Here is an 18,990-nt window from a genome sequence, read left to right as displayed (position 1 = left end):
GTTGCTCCGCGGCGGGAGCCTGTGACCATGCCGCATTGCACAATTTTGCGACCTTGCCCACAATGCACGCATGGTCCGCAGCTCACTCGCCGTCCTGGTCATCGACGAAAACCGTATCCGCGCCGCGATCATCGAGGCAGGTTTGCGCGAGGCCGGCCATGAGCGGGTCACCGTCATCCACGACGTGACCGGCATTGCGCGGCGCATCGCCGAGATCGAGCCGGACGTCATCGTCATCGATCTGGAAAACCCGAACCGCGACATGCTGGAAAACATGTTCCAGCTGTCGCGTGCGGTGAAGCGGCCGATCGCCATGTTCGTCGACCGATCGGACCAGGCATCGATCGAAGCGGCGGTCGATGCCGGCGTTTCGGCCTATGTGGTCGACGGCCTCAGGCAAGAGCGCGTCAAGCCGATCCTGGACATGGCGGTCAGCCGCTTCAACGCTTTCTCGCGCATGGCGCGCGAGCTGGAAGAGGTTCGAGGGGAGCTTGAGAGCCGCAAGGTGATCGACCGTGCCAAGGGCATCCTGATGAAGTCGCGCGGCCTGACCGAAGAGGCCGCCTACACGCTGCTGCGCAAGACGGCGATGAACCAGAACCGCAAGATCGGCGACATTGCCCAGAGCCTGGTGACTGCCGCCGGGCTGCTCGGGCCGTCGGAGGACGAATGAGCATGAGCGCCGAGCACCAGATCACCGCCGGCTTCATGCCGCTCTTCGACAGTGCCGTGCTGGTTGCGGCGGGTGAGCTTGGATTTGCCGCACGCGAGGGCATCGATCTCACACTGCACCGCGAGACCTCCTGGGCCAACATCCGCGACCGCATCGCCATCGGCCATTTCCACCTGGCGCACATGCTGGGGCCGATGCCGCTCGCCTGCAATCTCGGGCTGACGCCGCTTGCTTCCGAGACCATCGTGCCGTTTTCGCTCGGGCTTGGCGGCAATTGCATCACCATCTCCAACGCCGTCTGGGAAGGCATGGCGGCACACGGCGCCATACCCGATCTCGAGCCCGCGCGCGCGGGCGCAGCCCTCGGTGCCTTCATTCGCGACCGCGCCGGGGCTGGCGGCGATCCGCTGCGCTTTGCCGTGGTGCACCCGCATTCGGGGCATAATTACGAACTGCGCTACTGGCTTGCCGGGTGCGGCATCGATCCGGAGCGCGAGATCGAGATCGTCATCGTGCCACCGCCCTTCATGGCCGATGCGCTGGTCGCCGGGCGGATCGACGGCTACTGCGTGGGCGAGCCCTGGAACAGCGCCTCGGTCGCCGCCGGCACCGGCCATATCGTCACCGTCAAGGCGCTGCTGTGGCGCAACAGTCCGGAGAAGGTGATCGGCGTGCGCAAGGCCTGGTCGCAGGAGAACCCGGTCGCGCTGGCAGCATTGCTGCGCGCGCTGCATCATTCGGCGCGCTGGTGCCAGGATCCGGGCAACCACGCCGAACTGGCTGGTGTGATGGCTCAAGCTGGCTTCCTGGGCCTGCCACCAGCTGTCCAGATGCCGATCCTGACCGGCCATCTTGAACTGGGCGGCGGCGCCGAACTGGATGTCGACGACTTCTTCCTGCCCTTCGACAAGGCGGCGAACTTTCCGTGGAAGAGCCATGCGCTGTGGTTCTATACGCAGATGGTGCGCTGGGGGCATGTCGAGCACACGCCGGAAAACCTTGCTATCGCCCGTGACTGCTACCGTCCGGACCTCTACCGCTCGGCGCTAAAGCCGCTTGGCGTTGCACTTCCCGGCGCCAATGCGAAGGTCGAGGGCGCGCTTAAGGTCGCCACGGCTGTCGGTGCGACTGGGGCAGGCTTGGTGCTTGGGCCGGACGGCTTCTTCGACGGTCAGACCTTCGACCCCGACGAGATCGACGGCTATATAGCGCGCCAGAAAGTCGCTCGCGCGGAAGCCTGATCATTCTCGCGCCATTCTTGTGCATTGCACAAAAAATGTGCGTGCGATTGCTGTAATGAACAATCTTTGACCTGCTTGCGATGTCGCCTCACGTGCCGGCGTCTGGCGCGTAATGTTGATTTCATTTAGGTTTTTCGTTTCACTCAGAACTGGCACGGTTCCTGCTTTGAATTAGCCAGACCCTTCGCGGGTCACGGAACAGGCGTCCAATGGCGGGCGCCACAGGCAAAGCTGCCGCTCAGGTCAACGACGCGATCCCGGATGTACGGACGCGCGAGGCCTGGACGGCGGCTTTTTTGTTTTGGGCCACTCGACGAAGCGTTCAACCGGAGATCACGATGAAAGAAAAAATAGGAAAATGGATCGGGACGGGAACATCGCTCAAGGATGTGACGCGCCGCGATTTTCTTGTCAGCAGCGCCATGACGGCCGGCCTGTTCGTGGCGGCCCGCAAGCTCTTCCCCTCGGGCGCCTATGCCGCCACGACCGCTCCGGAGGTCACCGGCGCCAAGCTCGGCTTCATCGCGCTGACCGACGCGGCGCCGCTGATGATCGCCAAGGAGAAGGGGCTGTTCGCCAAGTTCGGCATGCCCGACGTCGAGGTGATCAAGCAGGCCTCCTGGGGCGCGACGCGCGACAATCTGATGCTCGGCGGCGAAGCCAACGGCATCGACGGCGCTCACATCCTGACGCCGCTGCCCTATCTCATGCACACCGGCAAGGTGACGCAGAACAACCAGCCGATGCCGATGGCTATCGTGGCGCGGCTCAACTACGACTGCCAGGGCATTTCGGTTGCGCAGGAATACGCCGGCACCGGTGTCGGGCTCGACGCCTCCAAGCTGAAGGACGCCTTCGCCGCCAAGAAGGCGGCCGGCAAGGAAATCAAGGCCGCCATGACGTTCCCGGGCGGGACCCATGATTTGTGGCTCCGTTACTGGCTTGCCGCCGGCGGCATCGATCCCGACAAGGACGTCTCGACCATTGTCGTGCCGCCGCCGCAGATGGTCGCCAACATGAAAGTCGGCAACATGGACGTGTTCTGCGTTGGCGAACCGTGGAACGAACAGCTCGTCCACCAGGGCGTTGGTTTCACCGCCGCCACCACCGGCGAACTGTGGAAGGGTCATCCCGAAAAGGCGCTCGGCCTCCGCGCCGAATTCATCGACAAATACCCGAACGCCACCAAGGCGATCGTGATGGCCGTCATGGAGGCCCAGCAATGGTGTGAGGCCACGGAGAACAAGGACGAGATGGCCGCCATCATCGGCAAGCGGCAATGGATGAACGTGCCTGTCGCCGACATTATCGGCCGCCTCAAGGGCGACATCAACTACGGCAATGGCCGCGTGGCCACCGGCACTGACCTCTACATGAAATTCTGGAAGGGTGGCGTCTCCTATCCCTACAAGAGCCACGACAGCTGGTTCCTCGCCGAAAACATCCGTTGGGGAAAATTCGCGCCGACCACCGACATCAAGACGCTGGTCGATCAGGTCAATCGCGAGGATATCTGGCGCGAGGCGGCGAAGGATCTCGGCGTTGCCGCAGCCGATATTCCGGCCTCGTCGTCGCGTGGCGTCGAGACATTCTTCGACGGCAAGATTTTCGACCCGGCCAACCCGTCGGCCTATCTCGACAGCCTGAAGATCAAGGCATCGGCTTGACCGGCGCAAACGGCGCGTTGCGCCGTTTGTCGCCCCCAGCGCAACGGCGCTTCGCCGCTTGTCGCCCGCATCGACCCCGGAGTTATACTCAGACATGTCCATCCAAGCCATTGAGGAAACCACGGTGAAGGCGTTCCCCGCGAAGCCTGCCGCGGTCATCGCTTTCACCGCCAAAGCGCGGCGCCGCTTCGACCCGATCGCGATCGCCGGCAGGCTGGCCACCGCCCTGGTGCCGCCGGTCATCGTTATCGCCTTCATGCTGGTCGTGTGGCAGATCGCCTGCTCGTCGCCGACCGCCAGCCTGCCGCCGCCCAGCCAGGTGTGGAACGAGGCCTATGACCTGATCGCGCATCCGTTCTTCAACAACGGCCCGCAGGATATCGGCCTTGCGTGGCGGGTGCTGATCTCTCTGCAGCGCGTCGCCATCGGCTTCGGCCTGGCGGCGATCGTCGGCGTCGCGCTCGGCGCCCTGGTCGGCCAGTCGATCTGGGCCATGCGTGGCCTCGATCCGGTGTTCCAGATACTGCGCACCGTGCCGCCGCTGGCCTGGTTGCCGCTGTCGCTGGCTGCTTTCCGCGATTCCAGCCCGTCGGCGCTGTTCGTTATCTTCATCACCTCGATCTGGCCGATCATCATCAACACCGCCGTCGGCGTGCGAAACATTCCGGAAGACTACCGCAACGTCTCACGCATCTTGCGGCTCAACCAGTTCGAATTCTTCGTCAAGATCATGGTTCCGGCCGCCGCACCCTACATCTTCACCGGCCTCAGAATCGGCATCGGCCTGTCCTGGCTCGCCATCGTCGCCGCCGAAATGCTGACCGGCGGCGTCGGCATCGGCTTCTTCATCTGGGACGCCTGGAACTCGTCGCGGCTGCCCGACATCATCGTCGCGCTCGCCTATATCGGCGTCACCGGTTTCTGCCTCGACCGCCTGGTCGCTGCGGTCGGCGCTTTCGTCACCCGCGGCACAACGGCAAAGTGAGGAGAGGGCGATGACGGCCTATCTGAAGCTCGACCATATCGACAAATCCTTTGCCCGCGGCGGTCAGGTCAGCGAGGTGCTCAAGGACATCAGGCTGACCATCGACAAGGGCGAATTCGTCTCCATCATCGGCCATTCCGGCTGTGGCAAGTCGACCTTGCTCAATCTGATCGCCGGGCTGACCAAGGTTTCCGCCGGCGCCGTGCTGCTTGAAAACAAGGAGGTCGACAGCCCCGGACCCGAGCGCGCCGTGGTGTTCCAGAACCACAGCCTGCTGCCATGGCTCACCGTCTACGAAAACATCAGCCTGGCGGTGTCGAAAGTCTTTGGTCGTTCCAAGAGCAGGACCGAACGGCATGACTGGATCATGCGCAATCTTGATCTCGTGCAGATGGCCCATGCCAAGGACAAGCGGCCGGCCGAAATATCGGGCGGCATGAAGCAGCGCGTCGGCATTGCCCGGGCGCTTGCCATGGAGCCGAAGATCCTGTTGCTCGACGAGCCGTTCGGTGCACTCGACGCGCTGACGCGCGCCCATCTTCAGGACGCGGTCATGGACATCCATTCCAGGCTCGGCTCGACGACGATCATGATCACCCACGATGTCGACGAGGCGGTATTGTTGTCCGATCGCATCGTCATGATGACCAACGGTCCGGCGGCGACCATCGGCGAGGTGCTTGCGGTGCCGCTGGCACGGCCGCGTCGCCGCGTCGAACTCTCTTCCGACCGCACCTTTTTGCGCTGCCGCGAAGCGGTGCTGAAGTTCCTCTATGAACGTCATCGCTTCGTCGAAGCCGCGGAGTAACGCCATGACCGAAAAGCTCGTCATCATCGGCAACGGCATGGCCCCTGGGCGCATGCTGGAGCATCTGCTCGAACAGGCGCCGGGCCGCTACACCGTGACCATCTTCAACGCCGAGCCGCGGGTGAACTACGACCGCATCATGCTGTCGCCGGTTCTCTCCGGCGAAAAGGCCTATGAGGAAATCATCATCCACGGCGACGGCTGGTACATCGCCAACAACATCACCCTCTACAAGGGTCACAAGATCGTCGCCATCGACCGGGCGGCCAAGACCGTCACCTCCGACCACGGCGTCACCGAGCCTTACGACAAGCTCGTCATCGCCACCGGATCAGTGCCTTTCATCATTCCGGTGCCCGGTCACGATCTGCCGGGCGTGCTGACCTATCGCGACCTCGACGATGTTCAGGCCATGATGCTTGCCGCCCAGTCGCGCGCCAAGGCCGTGGTCATCGGCGGCGGCCTGCTCGGGCTGGAGGCGGCAGCAGGTTTGAACGCCCAAGGCATGGACGTCACCGTGCTGCATGTCATGCCGACATTGATGGAGCGTCAGCTCGATCCAGCCGCCGGCTATCTCCTGCAGCGCGCGGTGGAACAGCGCGGCATCAAGGTCATCACCAAGGCCAACACCCAGGCGATCACCGGCAACGGCAAGGTCGGGCAGGTGGAGCTTGCCGACGGCACCATCATCCCGGCAACGCTGGTGGTGATGGCGGTCGGCATCCGGCCGAATGCGGCGCTGGCCAAGGAGGCCGGCATAGCCGTCAATCGTGGTATTGTCGTCGATGCCGGCATGCGCAGCAACGACCCCGACGTCTACGCGCTCGGCGAATGCGCCGAGGTCAACGGCCAGGTCTACGGGCTGGTCGCGCCGCTCTACGAGATGGCGCGCGTTGCCGCGAACCAGTTGGCCGGCAACGAGGCAGCGGCCTTCGTCCACATGGACACGCCGACCAAGCTCAAGGTCACCGGCATCGACCTGTTCTCGCTTGGCGACTTCGCCGAAGGCGAGGACCGCCAGGAGATCGTGCTGCGCGATGCCGCCGCCGGCGTCTACAAGCGCCTTGTGCTCAAGGACGACCGCATCATCGGCACCGTGCTTTATGGCGAGACGGCGGATGGGGCCTGGTTCAACGATCTCAAGAAGAAGCAGACCGACATATCGGAGATGCGCGACACGCTCATCTTCGGCCAGTCCTACCAGGGGGGTGCCCCGCTGGACCCTATGGCGGCCGTTGCAGCCTTGCCGGATGATGCGGAAATCTGCGGCTGCAACGGCGTTTGCAAGGGAAAGATCACCGGCGCGATCACGGCCAAGGGCCTGGCTTCGCTCGACGACGTGCGCGCCCACACCAAGGCATCGGCTTCCTGCGGTTCGTGCACCGGGCTGGTCGAGAAGCTGATGGTGCTGACCATCGGCGACAAATACAACCCGGCCGCCGTGCAACCGATGTGCGGCTGCACCACGCTCGGCCATGACGAGGTGCGCCGGCTGATCATCGCCAAGAGCCTGAAGACCATTCCCGCCGTCATGCAGGAGCTGGAATGGACGACCTCCTGCGGCTGCGCAAAATGTCGGCCGGCGCTCAACTACTACCTCGTCTGCGACTGGCCGAACGATTACGCCGACGACTATCAGTCGCGCTTCATCAACGAACGCGTCCACGCCAACATCCAGAAGGACGGCACCTATTCGGTGGTGCCGCGCATGTGGGGCGGCGTCACCAACGCCGCCGAACTGCGCGCCATCGCCGACGTCGTCGACAAGTTCGAGATACCGATGGTCAAGGTCACCGGCGGCCAGCGCATCGACATGCTGGGCATCCGCAAGGAGGATCTGCCGGCGGTGTGGGCCGATCTCGGCCAGGCCGGCTTCGTCTCAGGCCATGCTTACGCCAAGGGCCTGCGCACGGTGAAGACCTGTGTCGGCTCCGACTGGTGCCGCTTCGGCACGCAGGATTCGACCGGCCTCGGCATTCGCATCGAGAAATTCATGTGGGGCTCGTGGACCCCGGCCAAGGTCAAAATGGCGGTGTCGGGCTGTCCGCGCAACTGCGCCGAGGCGACCTGCAAGGATGTCGGCGTGATCTGTGTCGACAGTGGCTACGAGATCCATTTCGCCGGCGCCGCCGGCCTCGACATCAAGGGCACCGAAGTGCTTGGCCTGGTCAAGACCGAGGACGAGGCGCTGGAGCATATCGTGGCGCTGACGCAGATGTATCGCGAGCAGGGCCGCTATCTCGAGCGCATCTACAAATGGGCCAAGCGCATCGGCATCCCCGAGATCAAGCGCCAGATCATGGACGACGGTGCAAAGCGCAAGGCCTATTACGAGCGCTTCGTCTACAGCCAGAAATTCGCCCAGGTCGACCCGTGGTCGGAACGCGTCTCCGGCAAGGACAAGCACGAGTTCCGGCCAATGGCTTCTGTCGGGTTTGCGCAGGCGGCGGAGTGATCAAAATGGACTGGATATCGATCGGCTCACTCTCCGACATCCCGCGGCGTGGCGCGCGCTGCGTCGACACACCCGAGGGCAAGATCGCCGTCTTCCGCACGCAGGACGATCAGGTCTATGCCATCGACGATCATTGCCCGCACAGAGGTGGGCCGCTGAGCCAAGGCATCGTCCACGGCACCGCCGTCACCTGTCCCTTGCACAATTGGGTCATCTCGCTGGAGACGGGCAAGGCGCTCGGCGCCGACGAGGGCGCCGTGCGCACCATTCCTGTGCGGATCGAGGGCGAGCTCCTGTTCATTGCGCTGAAAGCGCTGGCCAGCCGCGCGGCCTGAAGCATGGAACTGGGCGAAGCGCGCGAGGTGAGGACCACCTGCCCCTATTGCGGGGTGGGTTGCGGCGTGCTGGCGAAAGTCGCCGCGGACGGTGAAGTCAGCGTCCGCGGCGACCCCGACCATCCAGCGAACTTCGGCCGGCTCTGCTCCAAGGGCTCGGCCCTGGCCGAAACCATCGACCTCGACGGCAGGCTGCTCTACCCCGAAATCCACGGTCGCCGTGCCGGCTGGGACGAGGCGCTCGACCGCGTCGCTTCGACCTTTTCGCAAACCATCGCCGAGCACGGTCCTGACTCCGTCGCCTTCTATGTCTCCGGCCAGTTGCTGACCGAAGACTACTATGTCGCCAACAAGCTGATGAAGGGCTTCATCGGCTCGGCCAACATCGACACCAATTCGCGGCTATGCATGGCCTCCTCGGTTGCCGGCCACCGCCGCGCCTTCGGCTCCGACACCGTGCCCGGCACCTACGAGGATCTCGAGCTCGCCGACCTGATCGTGCTGGTCGGCTCCAATCTCGCCTGGTGCCATCCCGTGCTCTTCCAGCGCATCGCGACGGCCCGGGAAAAACGACCGGAGATGAAGGTCGTGCTGGTCGATCCTCGCCGCACCATGACCGCTGATATCGCCGACATGCACCTGGCGATCGCACCGGATGGCGACGTTGCTTTGTTCACCGGACTGCTCGCCTGGCTCGGCCGGCACAACGCGCTCGAGCGCGGCTATGTGACCGCACACACGACCGGCTTCGGCCAAGCTCTCTTCGCCGCATCGGCGCTCGACCTTGCCGGCATTGCCGCCGCCACCGGCCTGAGCGAGGACGAGCTCACCCGCTTCTACAACCTGTTCGCCGCGACTGCGAAAACCGTCACTGTCTACAGCCAGGGAGTGAACCAGTCGTCTTCGGGCACCGACAAGGTCAACGCCATCATCAACTGCCACCTCGCCACCGGCCGCATCGGCAAACCTGGGGCAGGGCCGTTTTCGGTGACCGGCCAGCCCAACGCCATGGGCGGCCGCGAGGTCGGCGGCATGGCCAACATGCTGGCTGCCCATATGGAGATCGATAACCCCGAGCACCGCGACCGCGTGCAGCGTTTCTGGAATGCGCCGGCCGTCGCCCAAAAGCCCGGTCTGAAGGCGGTCGAGATGTTTCAGGCGATCGCCGCCGGCCGCATCAAGGCACTGTGGATCATGGCCACCAACCCGGTCGATTCGATGCCGGATGCCGATGCCGTCGAGGCAGCGATCAAGGCCTGCCCGTTTGTCGTGGTTTCGGATGTGCTGGCGAGCACGGACACCGTGCGTCACGCCCATGTGCGGCTACCCGCCGCCGCCTGGGGCGAGAAGGACGGCACCGTGACCAATTCAGAGCGCCGCATCTCGCGCCAGCGCAGCTTTCTTGCAGTGCCCGGCGAGGCGCGGCCGGATTGGCAGATCATTGCCGAGGTGGGCAAGCGGATGGGGTTTGGCGAGGCGTTTGCGCATGTGACGCCGGCGGAGGTTTTCGCCGAACACGCCGCGCTGTCGGGTTTCGAGAATGACGGCGCGCGGGATTTCGATATCGGCGCTTATGGTGCGATCGATGCCGACGCCTATGAAGAATTGGCTCCGTTCCAATGGCCGGCGCCGAGCCCAGCCACCCCCCTCTGGCCTGCCGGCCATCTCCCCCGCAAGGGGGGAGATCAGCCGTCGCCTCGGCCTTCGCCAATTACCAACGATGCAGAAGATATGCCGGCGTCAAAGCTGCCAATCTCCCCCCTTGCGGGGGAGATGTCCGGCAGGACAGAGGGGGGTGTTCAAGCGGGACTTGACCCTTCCAGCACCCGCTTCTTCGCCAACGGCAATTTCTACAATCCCGACCGCAAGGCGCGCTTCATCGCCATTCGTCCCATCGTCGAGACACGCACCAGCCCGGACTATCCGCTGATCCTCAACACCGGCCGTGTTCGCGACCATTGGCACACGATGACCCGCACTGGGAAAAGCCCACGTCTCTCCCAGCACATGGCCGAGCCCTTCGTCGAGATCCACCCGGCGGATGCCACGCATCACGGCATTGGCGACGCCGACATCGTGCGCGTCTCCAGCCTGCGCGGGGATGTGCTGGTGCGCGCGCTGGTGACGGCACGCCAGCGCCGGGGGAGCGTGTTTGCGCCGATGCACTGGACCGATCAGTTTTCGGCAAAGGGCCGCCTCGACACGCTGACCGCGCCTCTGACCGATCCGGTTTCCGGCCAACCTGCGCTGAAACATGTCGGCGCCCGTATCGAGAAATTCGCCGCGAGAGCCTTCGGCTTCGCTGTGGTGCGCCGCAAGCCGGTGGCGCTCGCAGCAGATTACTGGGCCGTGGCCAAATGCAAGGGCGGCTGGCGGGTGGAGCTTGCCTTTGCCGGCGATGACATCGACTGGGCTGGTTTTGCTGGTTCGCTTTTCGATGTTCCCGTAGCCGACATGCTCGCCTATCACGACCGCGATACCGGCCAGCATCGCATTGCTGCCTTTGACGACCAGCACCTCGCCGGGGCTTTGTTTATCGCGTCGGGACCGGTGGCGGTTTCGCGGGGTTGGGCGGCACAGCAACTCCAGGAGGTTCACACCAGCCAGCGCGAACGCTTCAGGATCGTCGCCGGTCGCGCCGGCGCCGATCGGCCCGATGCGGGCGCGACCGTCTGCTCCTGTTTCAGCGTCGGGGTCAACCAGATCGTGGCGGCAGTGGCGGCCGGGTGCACGACAGTCGAAGCCGTAGGCGGCGCCCTGAAGGCCGGCACAAATTGCGGCTCCTGCCGGTCCGAGATCCGGGCGGTCATCCAGGCCAATCGGGTTCAGGCTGCGGAGTAGGTGCGGCTGGATCTGACGATATCCTCTTGGGCCACCATGGTCATCGATTGCGGAAGGTGGTGGCTGTCTAATCCAGCCGGTCGCGCAGGATGCTCCAGGGGAGCAGCATATTCGGTGCATAGCGCACGAGCTTGTGCAGCGGGATCGGCGCTGGCGGCGCGAAGGGGAGCGGCAGATCGCGGGCGTCCGTTCCGCTCGCCCAGTTGGCCAGCACCTTGCCCATTGCCGTGGTCATGGCGATGCCGCGGCCGTTGCAGGCGAAGCCGGCGATCAGGCCCGGGCCGAGGTCGATGAGACGCGGCAGGAAATCCGGCACCACCGCCGCCACGCCTGTCCAGCTGTAGGCAAGCGGCGGCAGGTCAGGCAAATCGAGATGCCTGGCGAGCCGTCGCCAAATCGTTTGCGGCACGCGCGTCTCGGCGCCGGCGCCGACGACATGCATGCCGCCGCTGATCAGCCGGTTCTGGCCATCGAAGCGGCACGTGAACAGGTTGCGCCTGGTGTCGCCAACGCCCTGGCCGCCGGGCAGCAGGCGCGCGCGTATGGCGCGCGACAGCGGCGCAGTGGCGATCTGGAAGACTTTCAGCGGGATATAGGTCCGCGCCAGTGTCGGGTTCAGCTCTCCACCATAGGCGTTGGTGGCGACCAAGACCTTGCCCGCTCGCACAGTGCCGGACGCCGTCTTCAAGGCCCAGCCATCCGGAGTGCGGTCGATGGAAGTGACACGCGTCTGCTCGAAGATGCGTGCGCCAGCCTTTTCCGCGGCGTCGGCCAGGCCGCGCGCATACTCGACCGGATTGAGGACGCCGCCCGAGTTGTCCATCCAACCGCCGGAGTAGCCGTCGATGCCGGTGAGCTCCGTGACCGCCATGGCATCGAGCGCAACGGTCGGCCTGCCCCGCGCCGCCCATTGCGCGGCGCGCGATCGCGTCTTTTCAAGCGCGGCGGACGAATGCGCCGGCTGGATCCAACCATTCTGCACAGCGTCGCATTCGATGCCGTGCCGCTTGATCAGCCCGAAGACCAGGTCGGCGCTGCCGGCGGCGAAGTCAACCAGGCGCCCGCCGCGCTCGGGTCCGAGTTCAGCGATGATGTCGTCTAGATCCCGCTTGGCGAAGTTCGGAACGACGAAGCCGGCATTCCGGCCGGTCGCACCCCAAGCAAGGAATTCGGCTTCAAGGACCGCGACCGAAAGCCCTTTCTCGGCGGCATGCAATGCCGTCGAGAGGCCGGAAAAGCCGCCGCCAACGATTGCGAGATCGACGTCGAGCCCGCCTTGCAGCGTGCCCCGGTCGCGGCGGTTGCGGCTGACGGCATGCCAGAGTGAAACGCCATGCACGTCTTGCCGGATCATGGCATTCATGGTCCGGCCTCGTTCTCGCTGGCCGCCGCCTTTGTCTGTTTGCCGGGCTTCGGCCGGCGCGGCCGGTCGCCGAACAATCCGTTAGGCCGGATCAGCAGGATGACGCAGAGCATGACGCCGATGGCGACGATCTGCAGTGAGGCCGCGCGTGCCTGCTGCTCGGGCGCAAACAGCACGCTGGTCAGCGTGCCCGACCCCGCCCATATCGCCCAGACCAGGATGCTGCCGGCAATGGCGCCGGCATTGCTGCCCGAGCCGCCGACGATCAGCATCACCCAGACCTGGAAGGTCAGGATCGGCAGATAGTTATCGGGCGCGATGAAGCCGGTGAAATGCGCCTGCAAAGCGCCGGCCAGCGCCATGATGGCGCCGCCGACGGCAAAGGCCTGGACGCGGTAGAAGCGCGCGCTCTTGCCCAGCGAAATCGCCGCTCGCTCGTCCTCGCGCAGCGCCTTGAGCACGCGGCCCCAGGGGCTGCGCGACAGGTGCTCCAGAGCGAGATAGGCGATCAGCGTCACAGCCGAAACGACCGCAAGGTTCGACAGGTTGAACAGCAGCGGCGTTTCGGCAAGGCCGCCGAACGGGCGCGGGATGAAACCGATGCCGAACGGGCCGCCGGTGAGTTTCTGCGCGTTGAGCGCGACCAGCTGCACGACGACGGCGACGCCGAAGGTGGTGATCGCCAGGTAGTCTGATCGCAGACGCAGCGTGGCCATGCCGGTAAGTGCTGCGGCGATACCGCCGACGATCATGGCGCCCGCCCAGCCGGCCAGGATCGGCAGACCGAAGCCGCCGAAGCGCGCGGCATCGTCCGGGGTCGTGAGCAGCGCCGATGTATAGGCGCCGATGGCGACGAAACCGGCAAGACCGACATTGAAAAGGCCAGTCAGCCCCCACTGCAGATTGAGCCCCAGTGTGACCAGCGAAAAGATCAGTGCGGTGGTCAGGAAGAAGGCGCCGTAGCCGAGCAGGTCCATCAGCGTTCCCTCACACCAAACAGGCCGATCGGCCGCACGAACAGCACCGCCATCAGGATGATGAAGGAGATTGCGGCGCGCCATTCGGCGCCGATCAGCTGCACCGCACCGGCTTCGGCAAGGCCAATGATCAGGCCGCCGAGCACGGCGCCCGGTATGCTGCCGATGCCGCCCAGGATGGCGGCGGCGAACATCGGTAGCAGCATGTCGAAGCCCATGAACGGGCGGATCTGCACCAGAATGCCGATCATCACGCCGGCCACACAGGCCAGCGCCCCGCCGATGATCCAGGTGACGCGCACCACGGAGGCAACATCGATGCCGACGATGCGGGCCAGGGCCGCATTCTGGCTCAGCGCCTGCATGGAGCGGCCGGTCTGCGTGCGTGTCATCAACAGATGCACGCCGAGCACCAGCACTGCGGTCAGCAGCAGCAGCGCGATCTGATCGGGCGTGATGCGGATGCCGAAGCCGACCGGCATGGCGATCTGGATCGCCCGGCTGAAATAGGTCGGGCGTGAGCTGAAGGTGAATTCGAGCAGGCTGCGCAGCGCCATCGAGGCGCCGAAGCTCGCCATCACCACGATGATGGCTTGCCCCTGCGAGCGCAGCCGCGAAAACAGCACCTTGTCGAGCAACAGCGCCAGCAGGGCGGTGAAAGTCATGCCGACAACCAGCGCAACCAGCAGCGACCAGCCGAAGGACAGCGGTCCAATGGGCTCCACCTTGCCGAACATCGCGCCGATGGTGCTGACGACGGCGAGCGTCGCATAGGTGCCCCAGGCCATGAAGTCGCCATGGGAGAAGTTCGAGAAGCGCAGGATCGAATAGGTGAGCGTCACGCCAATGGCGCCGAGGCCGATCATCGAACCGGTCAGCAACCCATCGACGACAAATTGCAGGCTCATGCCGCGCCTCCCTTGCCGGCGTGAGGGCGTTGGCCGAGATAGAGTTCGGCGACGACAGGATCGTTCCACAATTCGGACGCCACACCCTCGTGCCGGTCCTTGCCTTCGACCAGCACATAGGCGCGGTCGCCGATGGCCAGCGCTGCCTTGGCGTTCTGTTCGACCAGCAGGATGGTGACGCCGGACCTGCGGATGCCGGCCAGCATCTCGAACACCATCGATACGAATTTCGGCGACAGGCCGGCCGATGGCTCGTCGAGCAGCAGCACCTTGGGATGGACGATCAGCGCACGTGCGACGGCGAGCATCTGCCGCTGTCCGCCCGACAGATTGCCGGCGGCGGTGCGGCGCTGGCGGACGAGGTCGGGGAAGGCCGCATACATTTCCTCGATGCGGGCAGGGATTTCGCGTCGCTCGAGGATGCCGCAGGCGACCTTCAGATTGTCCTCGACCGACATCAGCGGAAAGATGTTCTCCGTCTGCGGTACGAAGGCCAGGCCGAGCCGAACCATGGTGTGCGCGGGAGCGGCGGTGATGTCCTTGCCGTCCAGAAATACGGTGCCGCCGGTGATCGGGACAAGGCCGGCGATCGCCTTGATGAAGCTCGACTTGCCGGCGCCGTTGGGGCCGAGCACGACGACGATCTCCCCCTTGCCGACGGTGATCGAGGCGCCGCGCACAATCGGCACGCCGGGCTCATAGCCGGCCTCGAGATTGCGGACGTTGAGGACAGTTTCGCTCATGCCGCACCTCCGAGATAGGCCTCGATGACGCGCGGGTCGCGGGCGACCTCTTCCGCCGTGCCTTCGCTGAGCAACTGGCCGCTCGCCATGACGAGGACGCGATGGCAGAGCCGCGTCACCATGTCGATATTGTGCTCGATCAGCAGAAAGGTGATGCCGTGCGCGTTGATGTCGCGGATGCGGTCGATGATGATCTCGAGCAGCGTCGCGTTGACGCCGGCGGCCGGTTCGTCGAGCAGGATGATCGCCGGATCGGCCATCATGACGCGGGCGAGTTCGAGCAGCTTGCGTTGACCGCCGGAAAGCACGCGCGCCGGTTCGTGCGCCAGCCGAGCGAGCGAGACGAGCTCGAGCAGCTCGAGTGCCTTTGCCCTGGCTGCTCTTTCCTGTGCCGCCACTCGCCACGGCGTGACGAAGTTGGCGAGCAATTTTTCGCCGGCTTGGCCCTGCGCCGCCAGCATGATGTTTTCGATCAGCGTCAGATTGGGCAGGGGGCGCGGGATCTGGAAGGTGCGGCCAAGACCACGGCCGATACGCAGATGAGCGGCTTCGCCGGAGACGCGCGTGCCATTGAGCAGGATATCGCCGCTGGTTGGCAATATGCTGCCCGCCAACAGATCGAACATCGTCGTCTTGCCGGCGCCATTCGGCCCGATCAGGCCGAGGATTTCGCCCGCTTTGACATCAAACGAGACATCGTTGACGGCGACAAGGCCGCCAAAACGCCTGACGACGTTTCGTGCCGTCAGAACTGGCGCACGGGTCTCCTGCCGTTGGCGCTCCGCTGCATCGCTCATCAAACCCTCTGGCCGAAGACGATCGTTGTCGCCTCCTGATTTTTGATTTGTGATCACACTTGCTTTGATCACGCTATTCGGCTTTAATTTCATTCGCAAGCCGAAAACGGGGCAAATGCCGGTAATGCAGAAGGCTGCCATCGAAAAGAACAACGAGACGATCGCAGCCCAGCTTACGCCGGTCGGCCGCGAGACGGTGCAGGATCGCGTCTATTCCGAGTTGCGCCGTGCTCTGATCGGTGGCCTTTTCGAGCCAAACCAGGTGCTGACCATCCGTGGTCTTGCCGATGCGCTGGTCACCTCGACCATGCCGGTACGCGAAGCGCTCGGCCGGCTGATCACGGAAAAGGCGCTGGAGGCGCTGCCCAACCGTTCCGTGCGCGTGCCGCCGATCACGCTGGAGCGCATCGACGACCTCCTGCGTGCCCGCTCCCTCATCGAAGGCGAAGCGATAGCGCTTGCCGCCAGGCGCATGAGCCCGCGCCAGATCGCATCGATCGAAGCCATGCTGGGCGAGTGGGACGAGATGCGGGCCCTGAAGCACAAGAAGGATATCGATCGCGAAGCGACGCTCAACCAGAGCTTCCATTTTGAGATCTACCGCTGCTGCGGCTCGGCTGTGCTGATCCCGATGATCGAAAGCCTCTGGCTTCAATCGGGTCCCTGCATCCGCGTCGCCATCTATGCCTTCTCCGAGGCAGGCGAGGTTGATACCGCCCACTATCATCGTCGAATTGTCGCGGCACTTGCCAAACAGGATGCGCAAGCGGCGCGCGAGGCGCTGGTAGCCGACATCAGCCGCCCCTTCGCCTTCCTGCGCGACAAACTTCAATCGGCGAAGGACTGACATGCCCAAGCCCGCCATCGGCATCACAGAACCACGCTCGAAGCTTTCCGTGACGGCGCTGCTATTGCCCGAAAAGGCGCCGGAGAATGCCGCCTTCCTGCTGGCGTATCTGGCGCAGCCACGCATCATCCCAGGCATCCATGCGATGTGGACAGGACCGGAAATCTCGTGCCCGGTTCCGTCAGCCGATCTCCACGGCCAGGCCTATGCCCAGTCTTTGCCACCGGAGAATGCAACGCTGACGCCGCAGCCCGGCGATATCGTGCTGTCCTATGTGCCGCCACGCGTGTGGGGCGGCAATCCCAATGCCATCTTCGATATCGGCCTGTACTACGGGCAGGGGGCGCGGCTGCTGTTCCCGATCGGCTGGCTGGCCGGCAGCGTGGTCGCGCAAGTGCTTGCCGGAGAGCGCGATCAGTTTGCCGCCGCCTGCGGCGTCATCCGCCGCAACGGCGCCTGTGACATCACCTTCAGCCTGGTGGAGGCCTGAATGGCCGACGACAGTTTCGAACTCTTCGATCTGCGCGTCGAAGCGGTCATCCCCGAGGGCAAGCCGGTCTATTGCGGCGCCAGGGCCGGCGACTATTTCGAACTCAAGGGCGAAATGCTCTCGCTGCCGGCAGGGCAGGGTTTTTCGATCTATTCGATCTCGGCCGTGTTGCCGCTCCTGGCGGCAAAGCAGCGCCCGACGCATGCAAATGACTGGATGACCTCGGATGCCGAGATCGCCTGTCCCGATCCCAATTGCGCCAGCCGGCTCCGCATCGTCAGGCTTGCCAAGCGGCGGTTCAGCCATGCCGAAACCACGGCCGTGCCGCTGCCGAAGGAGACCGACAAGGGATGACCGCCAGGACCATCGAACTCAGCCCCGGCTATGGGATCTCGCGAGTCATCCGCGGTGGCTGGCAGCTGGCCGGCGGGCATGGCGCCGTCGACCGCAGCCAGGCGGTGACCGACCTCATCGCCACTTTCGATGCCGGCATCTGGACCTATGACTGCGCCGACATCTACACCGGCGTCGAGGAACTGATCGGCGCCGCGCGCCTGCGGCTGGCCGGCGAGCGCGGTCTCGATGTCGCGGCCAGGATGAAGGTGCACACCAAGCTGGTGCCGGACCTCGAACGACTGGCAGGCATCAGCCGCGACTACATCAGGGGCATCGTCGATCAGTCGCTTCGCAGGCTCAAGACCGAGCGGATCGACCTCGTGCAGTTTCACTGGTGGGATTATGACCAGCCTCGTTACGTCGAGGCGATGGGTTGGCTCGACGAGCTTCGGCTGGAAGGCAAGGTGCGCAATCTCGGCACCACCAATTTCGATACGCCGAGGCTAGCCGAAATCCTCTCCGCGGGCATCCCGCTGGTCAGCCAGCAACTGCAATATTCAGTGCTCGACCAGCGGCCGGCAAACAGCCTTGCGGGCCTTGCCGCTAAGAACGGTGTCCGCTTCCTCTGCTACGGCTCGGTGGCGGGCGGCTTCCTCAGCGACAAATGGCTTGGCGTGGCCGAGCCCTCCACGCCGCTCGAAAACCGCTCGCTGGTCAAATACAAGCTGATCATCGACGACTTCGGCGGCTGGGAGCTGTTCCAGTCCCTGCTCAAGGCGCTGAAAGCGGTCGGCGATCGCCACGGCGTCGACATTGCCACCATCGCCTCGGCATGGGTGCTCGAGCAGCCGCAGGTCGCGGCCGTCATTGTGGGTGCGCGCAACCAGGCACATGCGCTGGCCAATACGAAAATCATGGACGTCGCGCTCGACGCCGACGATCGCGCGCGGATTGCTGCCGCCATCGCACAAGGCACCGGCCTCGCGGGCGATGTCTACGCGCTGGAGCGCGACCGTCATGGCCGCCACGGCTCGATCATGCATTACAACCTCAATGCGGGGAAGAAATGAGCGGAGAGCCTTCCCTTTTTTCGCGTGCCAGCGCTGAAATCATCGACCTGCATCGCTTCTTCGTCGACTGGTTTGTCGCCGCGCGAGCCGACGCTGTGGAGTTCGGCCGCTTCGAGGCTGTCATGGGCGAAGGCCTCACCATGGTGGCGCCGAATGGCCAGATCCTCGATCGCGACGCGGTCGTAGATCATGTCCGGACAAGCCGCGCCACTTGCGACGACGGTTTTGCCATATCGATCGAGGACATCAGGCCGGGTTGGCAGGACGCGGACACGATCGTCATCTTCTACATCGAGGCGCAACTGCGCGCCGGCAAACACAGTCGCCGGCAGTCCAGTGCGGTCTTCACCACCAGTTCATCGGCACCAAACGGCGTCGAATGGCGGCATCTGCATGAGACCTGGCTGCAGGCGCCGGAAGGCTGAACAGGCAAAAGTTCAAACAAGAAAAGGGG

Annotated in this window: 18 protein-coding genes; 13 read left to right on the top strand and 5 right to left on the bottom strand. The window is 64.6% G+C overall.

Features of this window, described 5'->3' with window-relative positions; translation table 11 throughout:
* Positions 1–70 precede the first annotated feature (70 nt).
* The 8 genes from NKI64_RS09725 to NKI64_RS09690 all read left to right on the top strand — a co-directional run bounded on the left by NKI64_RS09725 (position 71) and on the right by NKI64_RS09690 (position 11,005).
* Positions 71–673 (top strand): ANTAR domain-containing response regulator, encoded by a 603-nt coding sequence (locus NKI64_RS09725; RefSeq protein ID WP_023667842.1) that lies wholly within the window; start codon positions 71–73, stop codon positions 671–673.
* A gap of 2 nt (positions 674–675) precedes the next feature.
* Positions 676–1,914 (top strand): CmpA/NrtA family ABC transporter substrate-binding protein, encoded by a 1,239-nt coding sequence (locus NKI64_RS09720; RefSeq protein WP_031199262.1) that lies wholly within the window; start codon positions 676–678, stop codon positions 1,912–1,914.
* A gap of 338 nt (positions 1,915–2,252) precedes the next feature.
* Complete coding sequence (locus NKI64_RS09715; protein WP_023667844.1) at positions 2,253–3,581, top strand: CmpA/NrtA family ABC transporter substrate-binding protein; 1,329 nt, start codon at positions 2,253–2,255, stop codon at positions 3,579–3,581.
* 94 nt (positions 3,582–3,675) lie between these two features.
* A complete protein-coding gene (gene ntrB, locus NKI64_RS09710; RefSeq protein WP_023682697.1) occupies positions 3,676–4,566 on the top strand; it encodes a nitrate ABC transporter permease in 891 nt (296 codons plus the stop codon).
* 10 nt (positions 4,567–4,576) lie between these two features.
* A complete protein-coding gene (locus NKI64_RS09705) occupies positions 4,577–5,374 on the top strand; it encodes an ABC transporter ATP-binding protein (RefSeq protein WP_023682696.1) in 798 nt (265 codons plus the stop codon).
* Positions 5,375–5,378: 4 nt separating this feature from the next.
* Complete coding sequence (gene nirB / locus NKI64_RS09700; RefSeq protein WP_352667753.1) at positions 5,379–7,829, top strand: nitrite reductase large subunit NirB; 2,451 nt, start codon at positions 5,379–5,381, stop codon at positions 7,827–7,829.
* 5 nt (positions 7,830–7,834) lie between these two features.
* Positions 7,835–8,164, top strand: coding sequence for a nitrite reductase small subunit NirD (gene nirD, locus NKI64_RS09695; RefSeq protein ID WP_023686954.1), 330 nt, complete (start codon positions 7,835–7,837; stop codon positions 8,162–8,164).
* A gap of 3 nt (positions 8,165–8,167) precedes the next feature.
* On the top strand, positions 8,168–11,005 hold the full coding sequence (locus NKI64_RS09690; protein WP_023825947.1) for a nitrate reductase: 2,838 nt from the start codon (positions 8,168–8,170) through the stop codon (positions 11,003–11,005).
* Between the two features lie 67 nt (positions 11,006–11,072).
* Here NKI64_RS09690 and NKI64_RS09685 read toward each other — a convergent pair whose 3' ends face one another.
* From NKI64_RS09685 to NKI64_RS09665, 5 genes are read right to left on the bottom strand one after another with little or no spacing between them, the layout of a single operon-like run.
* Positions 11,073–12,368 (bottom strand): NAD(P)/FAD-dependent oxidoreductase, encoded by a 1,296-nt coding sequence (locus NKI64_RS09685; RefSeq protein WP_352667750.1) that lies wholly within the window; start codon positions 12,366–12,368, stop codon positions 11,073–11,075.
* Positions 12,365–13,348: a branched-chain amino acid ABC transporter permease gene (locus NKI64_RS09680; RefSeq protein WP_352667971.1), complete on the bottom strand. Its 984-nt coding sequence runs from the start codon at positions 13,346–13,348 to the stop codon at positions 12,365–12,367. Before NKI64_RS09680 ends, NKI64_RS09685 begins: the two co-directional genes overlap by 4 nt.
* Complete coding sequence (locus NKI64_RS09675) at positions 13,345–14,253, bottom strand: branched-chain amino acid ABC transporter permease (RefSeq protein ID WP_023682690.1); 909 nt, start codon at positions 14,251–14,253, stop codon at positions 13,345–13,347. Before NKI64_RS09675 ends, NKI64_RS09680 begins: the two co-directional genes overlap by 4 nt.
* Entirely contained in the window at positions 14,250–14,996 is a 747-nt protein-coding gene (locus NKI64_RS09670) for an ABC transporter ATP-binding protein (protein WP_023686958.1), read from the bottom strand. The genes NKI64_RS09675 and NKI64_RS09670 overlap by 4 nt, the downstream gene beginning before the upstream one ends.
* Positions 14,993–15,793, bottom strand: coding sequence for an ABC transporter ATP-binding protein (locus NKI64_RS09665; RefSeq protein WP_023686959.1), 801 nt, complete (start codon positions 15,791–15,793; stop codon positions 14,993–14,995). Before NKI64_RS09665 ends, NKI64_RS09670 begins: the two co-directional genes overlap by 4 nt.
* Positions 15,794–15,917: 124 nt before the next feature.
* Between NKI64_RS09665 and NKI64_RS09660 the strand changes: the two genes are divergently transcribed.
* The 5 genes from NKI64_RS09660 to NKI64_RS09640 are packed head-to-tail and all read left to right on the top strand — an operon-like array spanning position 15,918 to position 18,961.
* Positions 15,918–16,640, top strand: coding sequence for a GntR family transcriptional regulator (locus NKI64_RS09660; protein WP_023686960.1), 723 nt, complete (start codon positions 15,918–15,920; stop codon positions 16,638–16,640).
* Between the two features lies 1 nt (position 16,641).
* Positions 16,642–17,130 (top strand): DUF3830 family protein, encoded by a 489-nt coding sequence (locus NKI64_RS09655; RefSeq protein ID WP_023667857.1) that lies wholly within the window; start codon positions 16,642–16,644, stop codon positions 17,128–17,130.
* A complete protein-coding gene (locus tag NKI64_RS09650) occupies positions 17,131–17,484 on the top strand; it encodes a TIGR04076 family protein (RefSeq protein WP_023667858.1) in 354 nt (117 codons plus the stop codon). It begins immediately after the preceding gene.
* Entirely contained in the window at positions 17,481–18,536 is a 1,056-nt protein-coding gene (locus NKI64_RS09645) for an aldo/keto reductase (protein ID WP_023667859.1), read from the top strand. Before NKI64_RS09650 ends, NKI64_RS09645 begins: the two co-directional genes overlap by 4 nt.
* Positions 18,533–18,961 carry a hypothetical protein gene (locus NKI64_RS09640; protein ID WP_023667860.1) on the top strand — a complete coding sequence of 143 codons (429 nt, stop codon included), beginning with the start codon at positions 18,533–18,535 and terminating at the stop codon, positions 18,959–18,961. Before NKI64_RS09645 ends, NKI64_RS09640 begins: the two co-directional genes overlap by 4 nt.
* The last annotated feature ends 29 nt before the right edge of the window (positions 18,962–18,990 follow it).

The organism is Mesorhizobium sp. M0478 (assembly GCF_040321305.1).
Classification (GTDB): Bacteria; Pseudomonadota; Alphaproteobacteria; order Rhizobiales; family Rhizobiaceae; genus Mesorhizobium.
The sequence above is the reverse complement of the archived record's forward strand: the minus strand, read 5'-3'. Positions and strand labels throughout refer to the sequence as shown.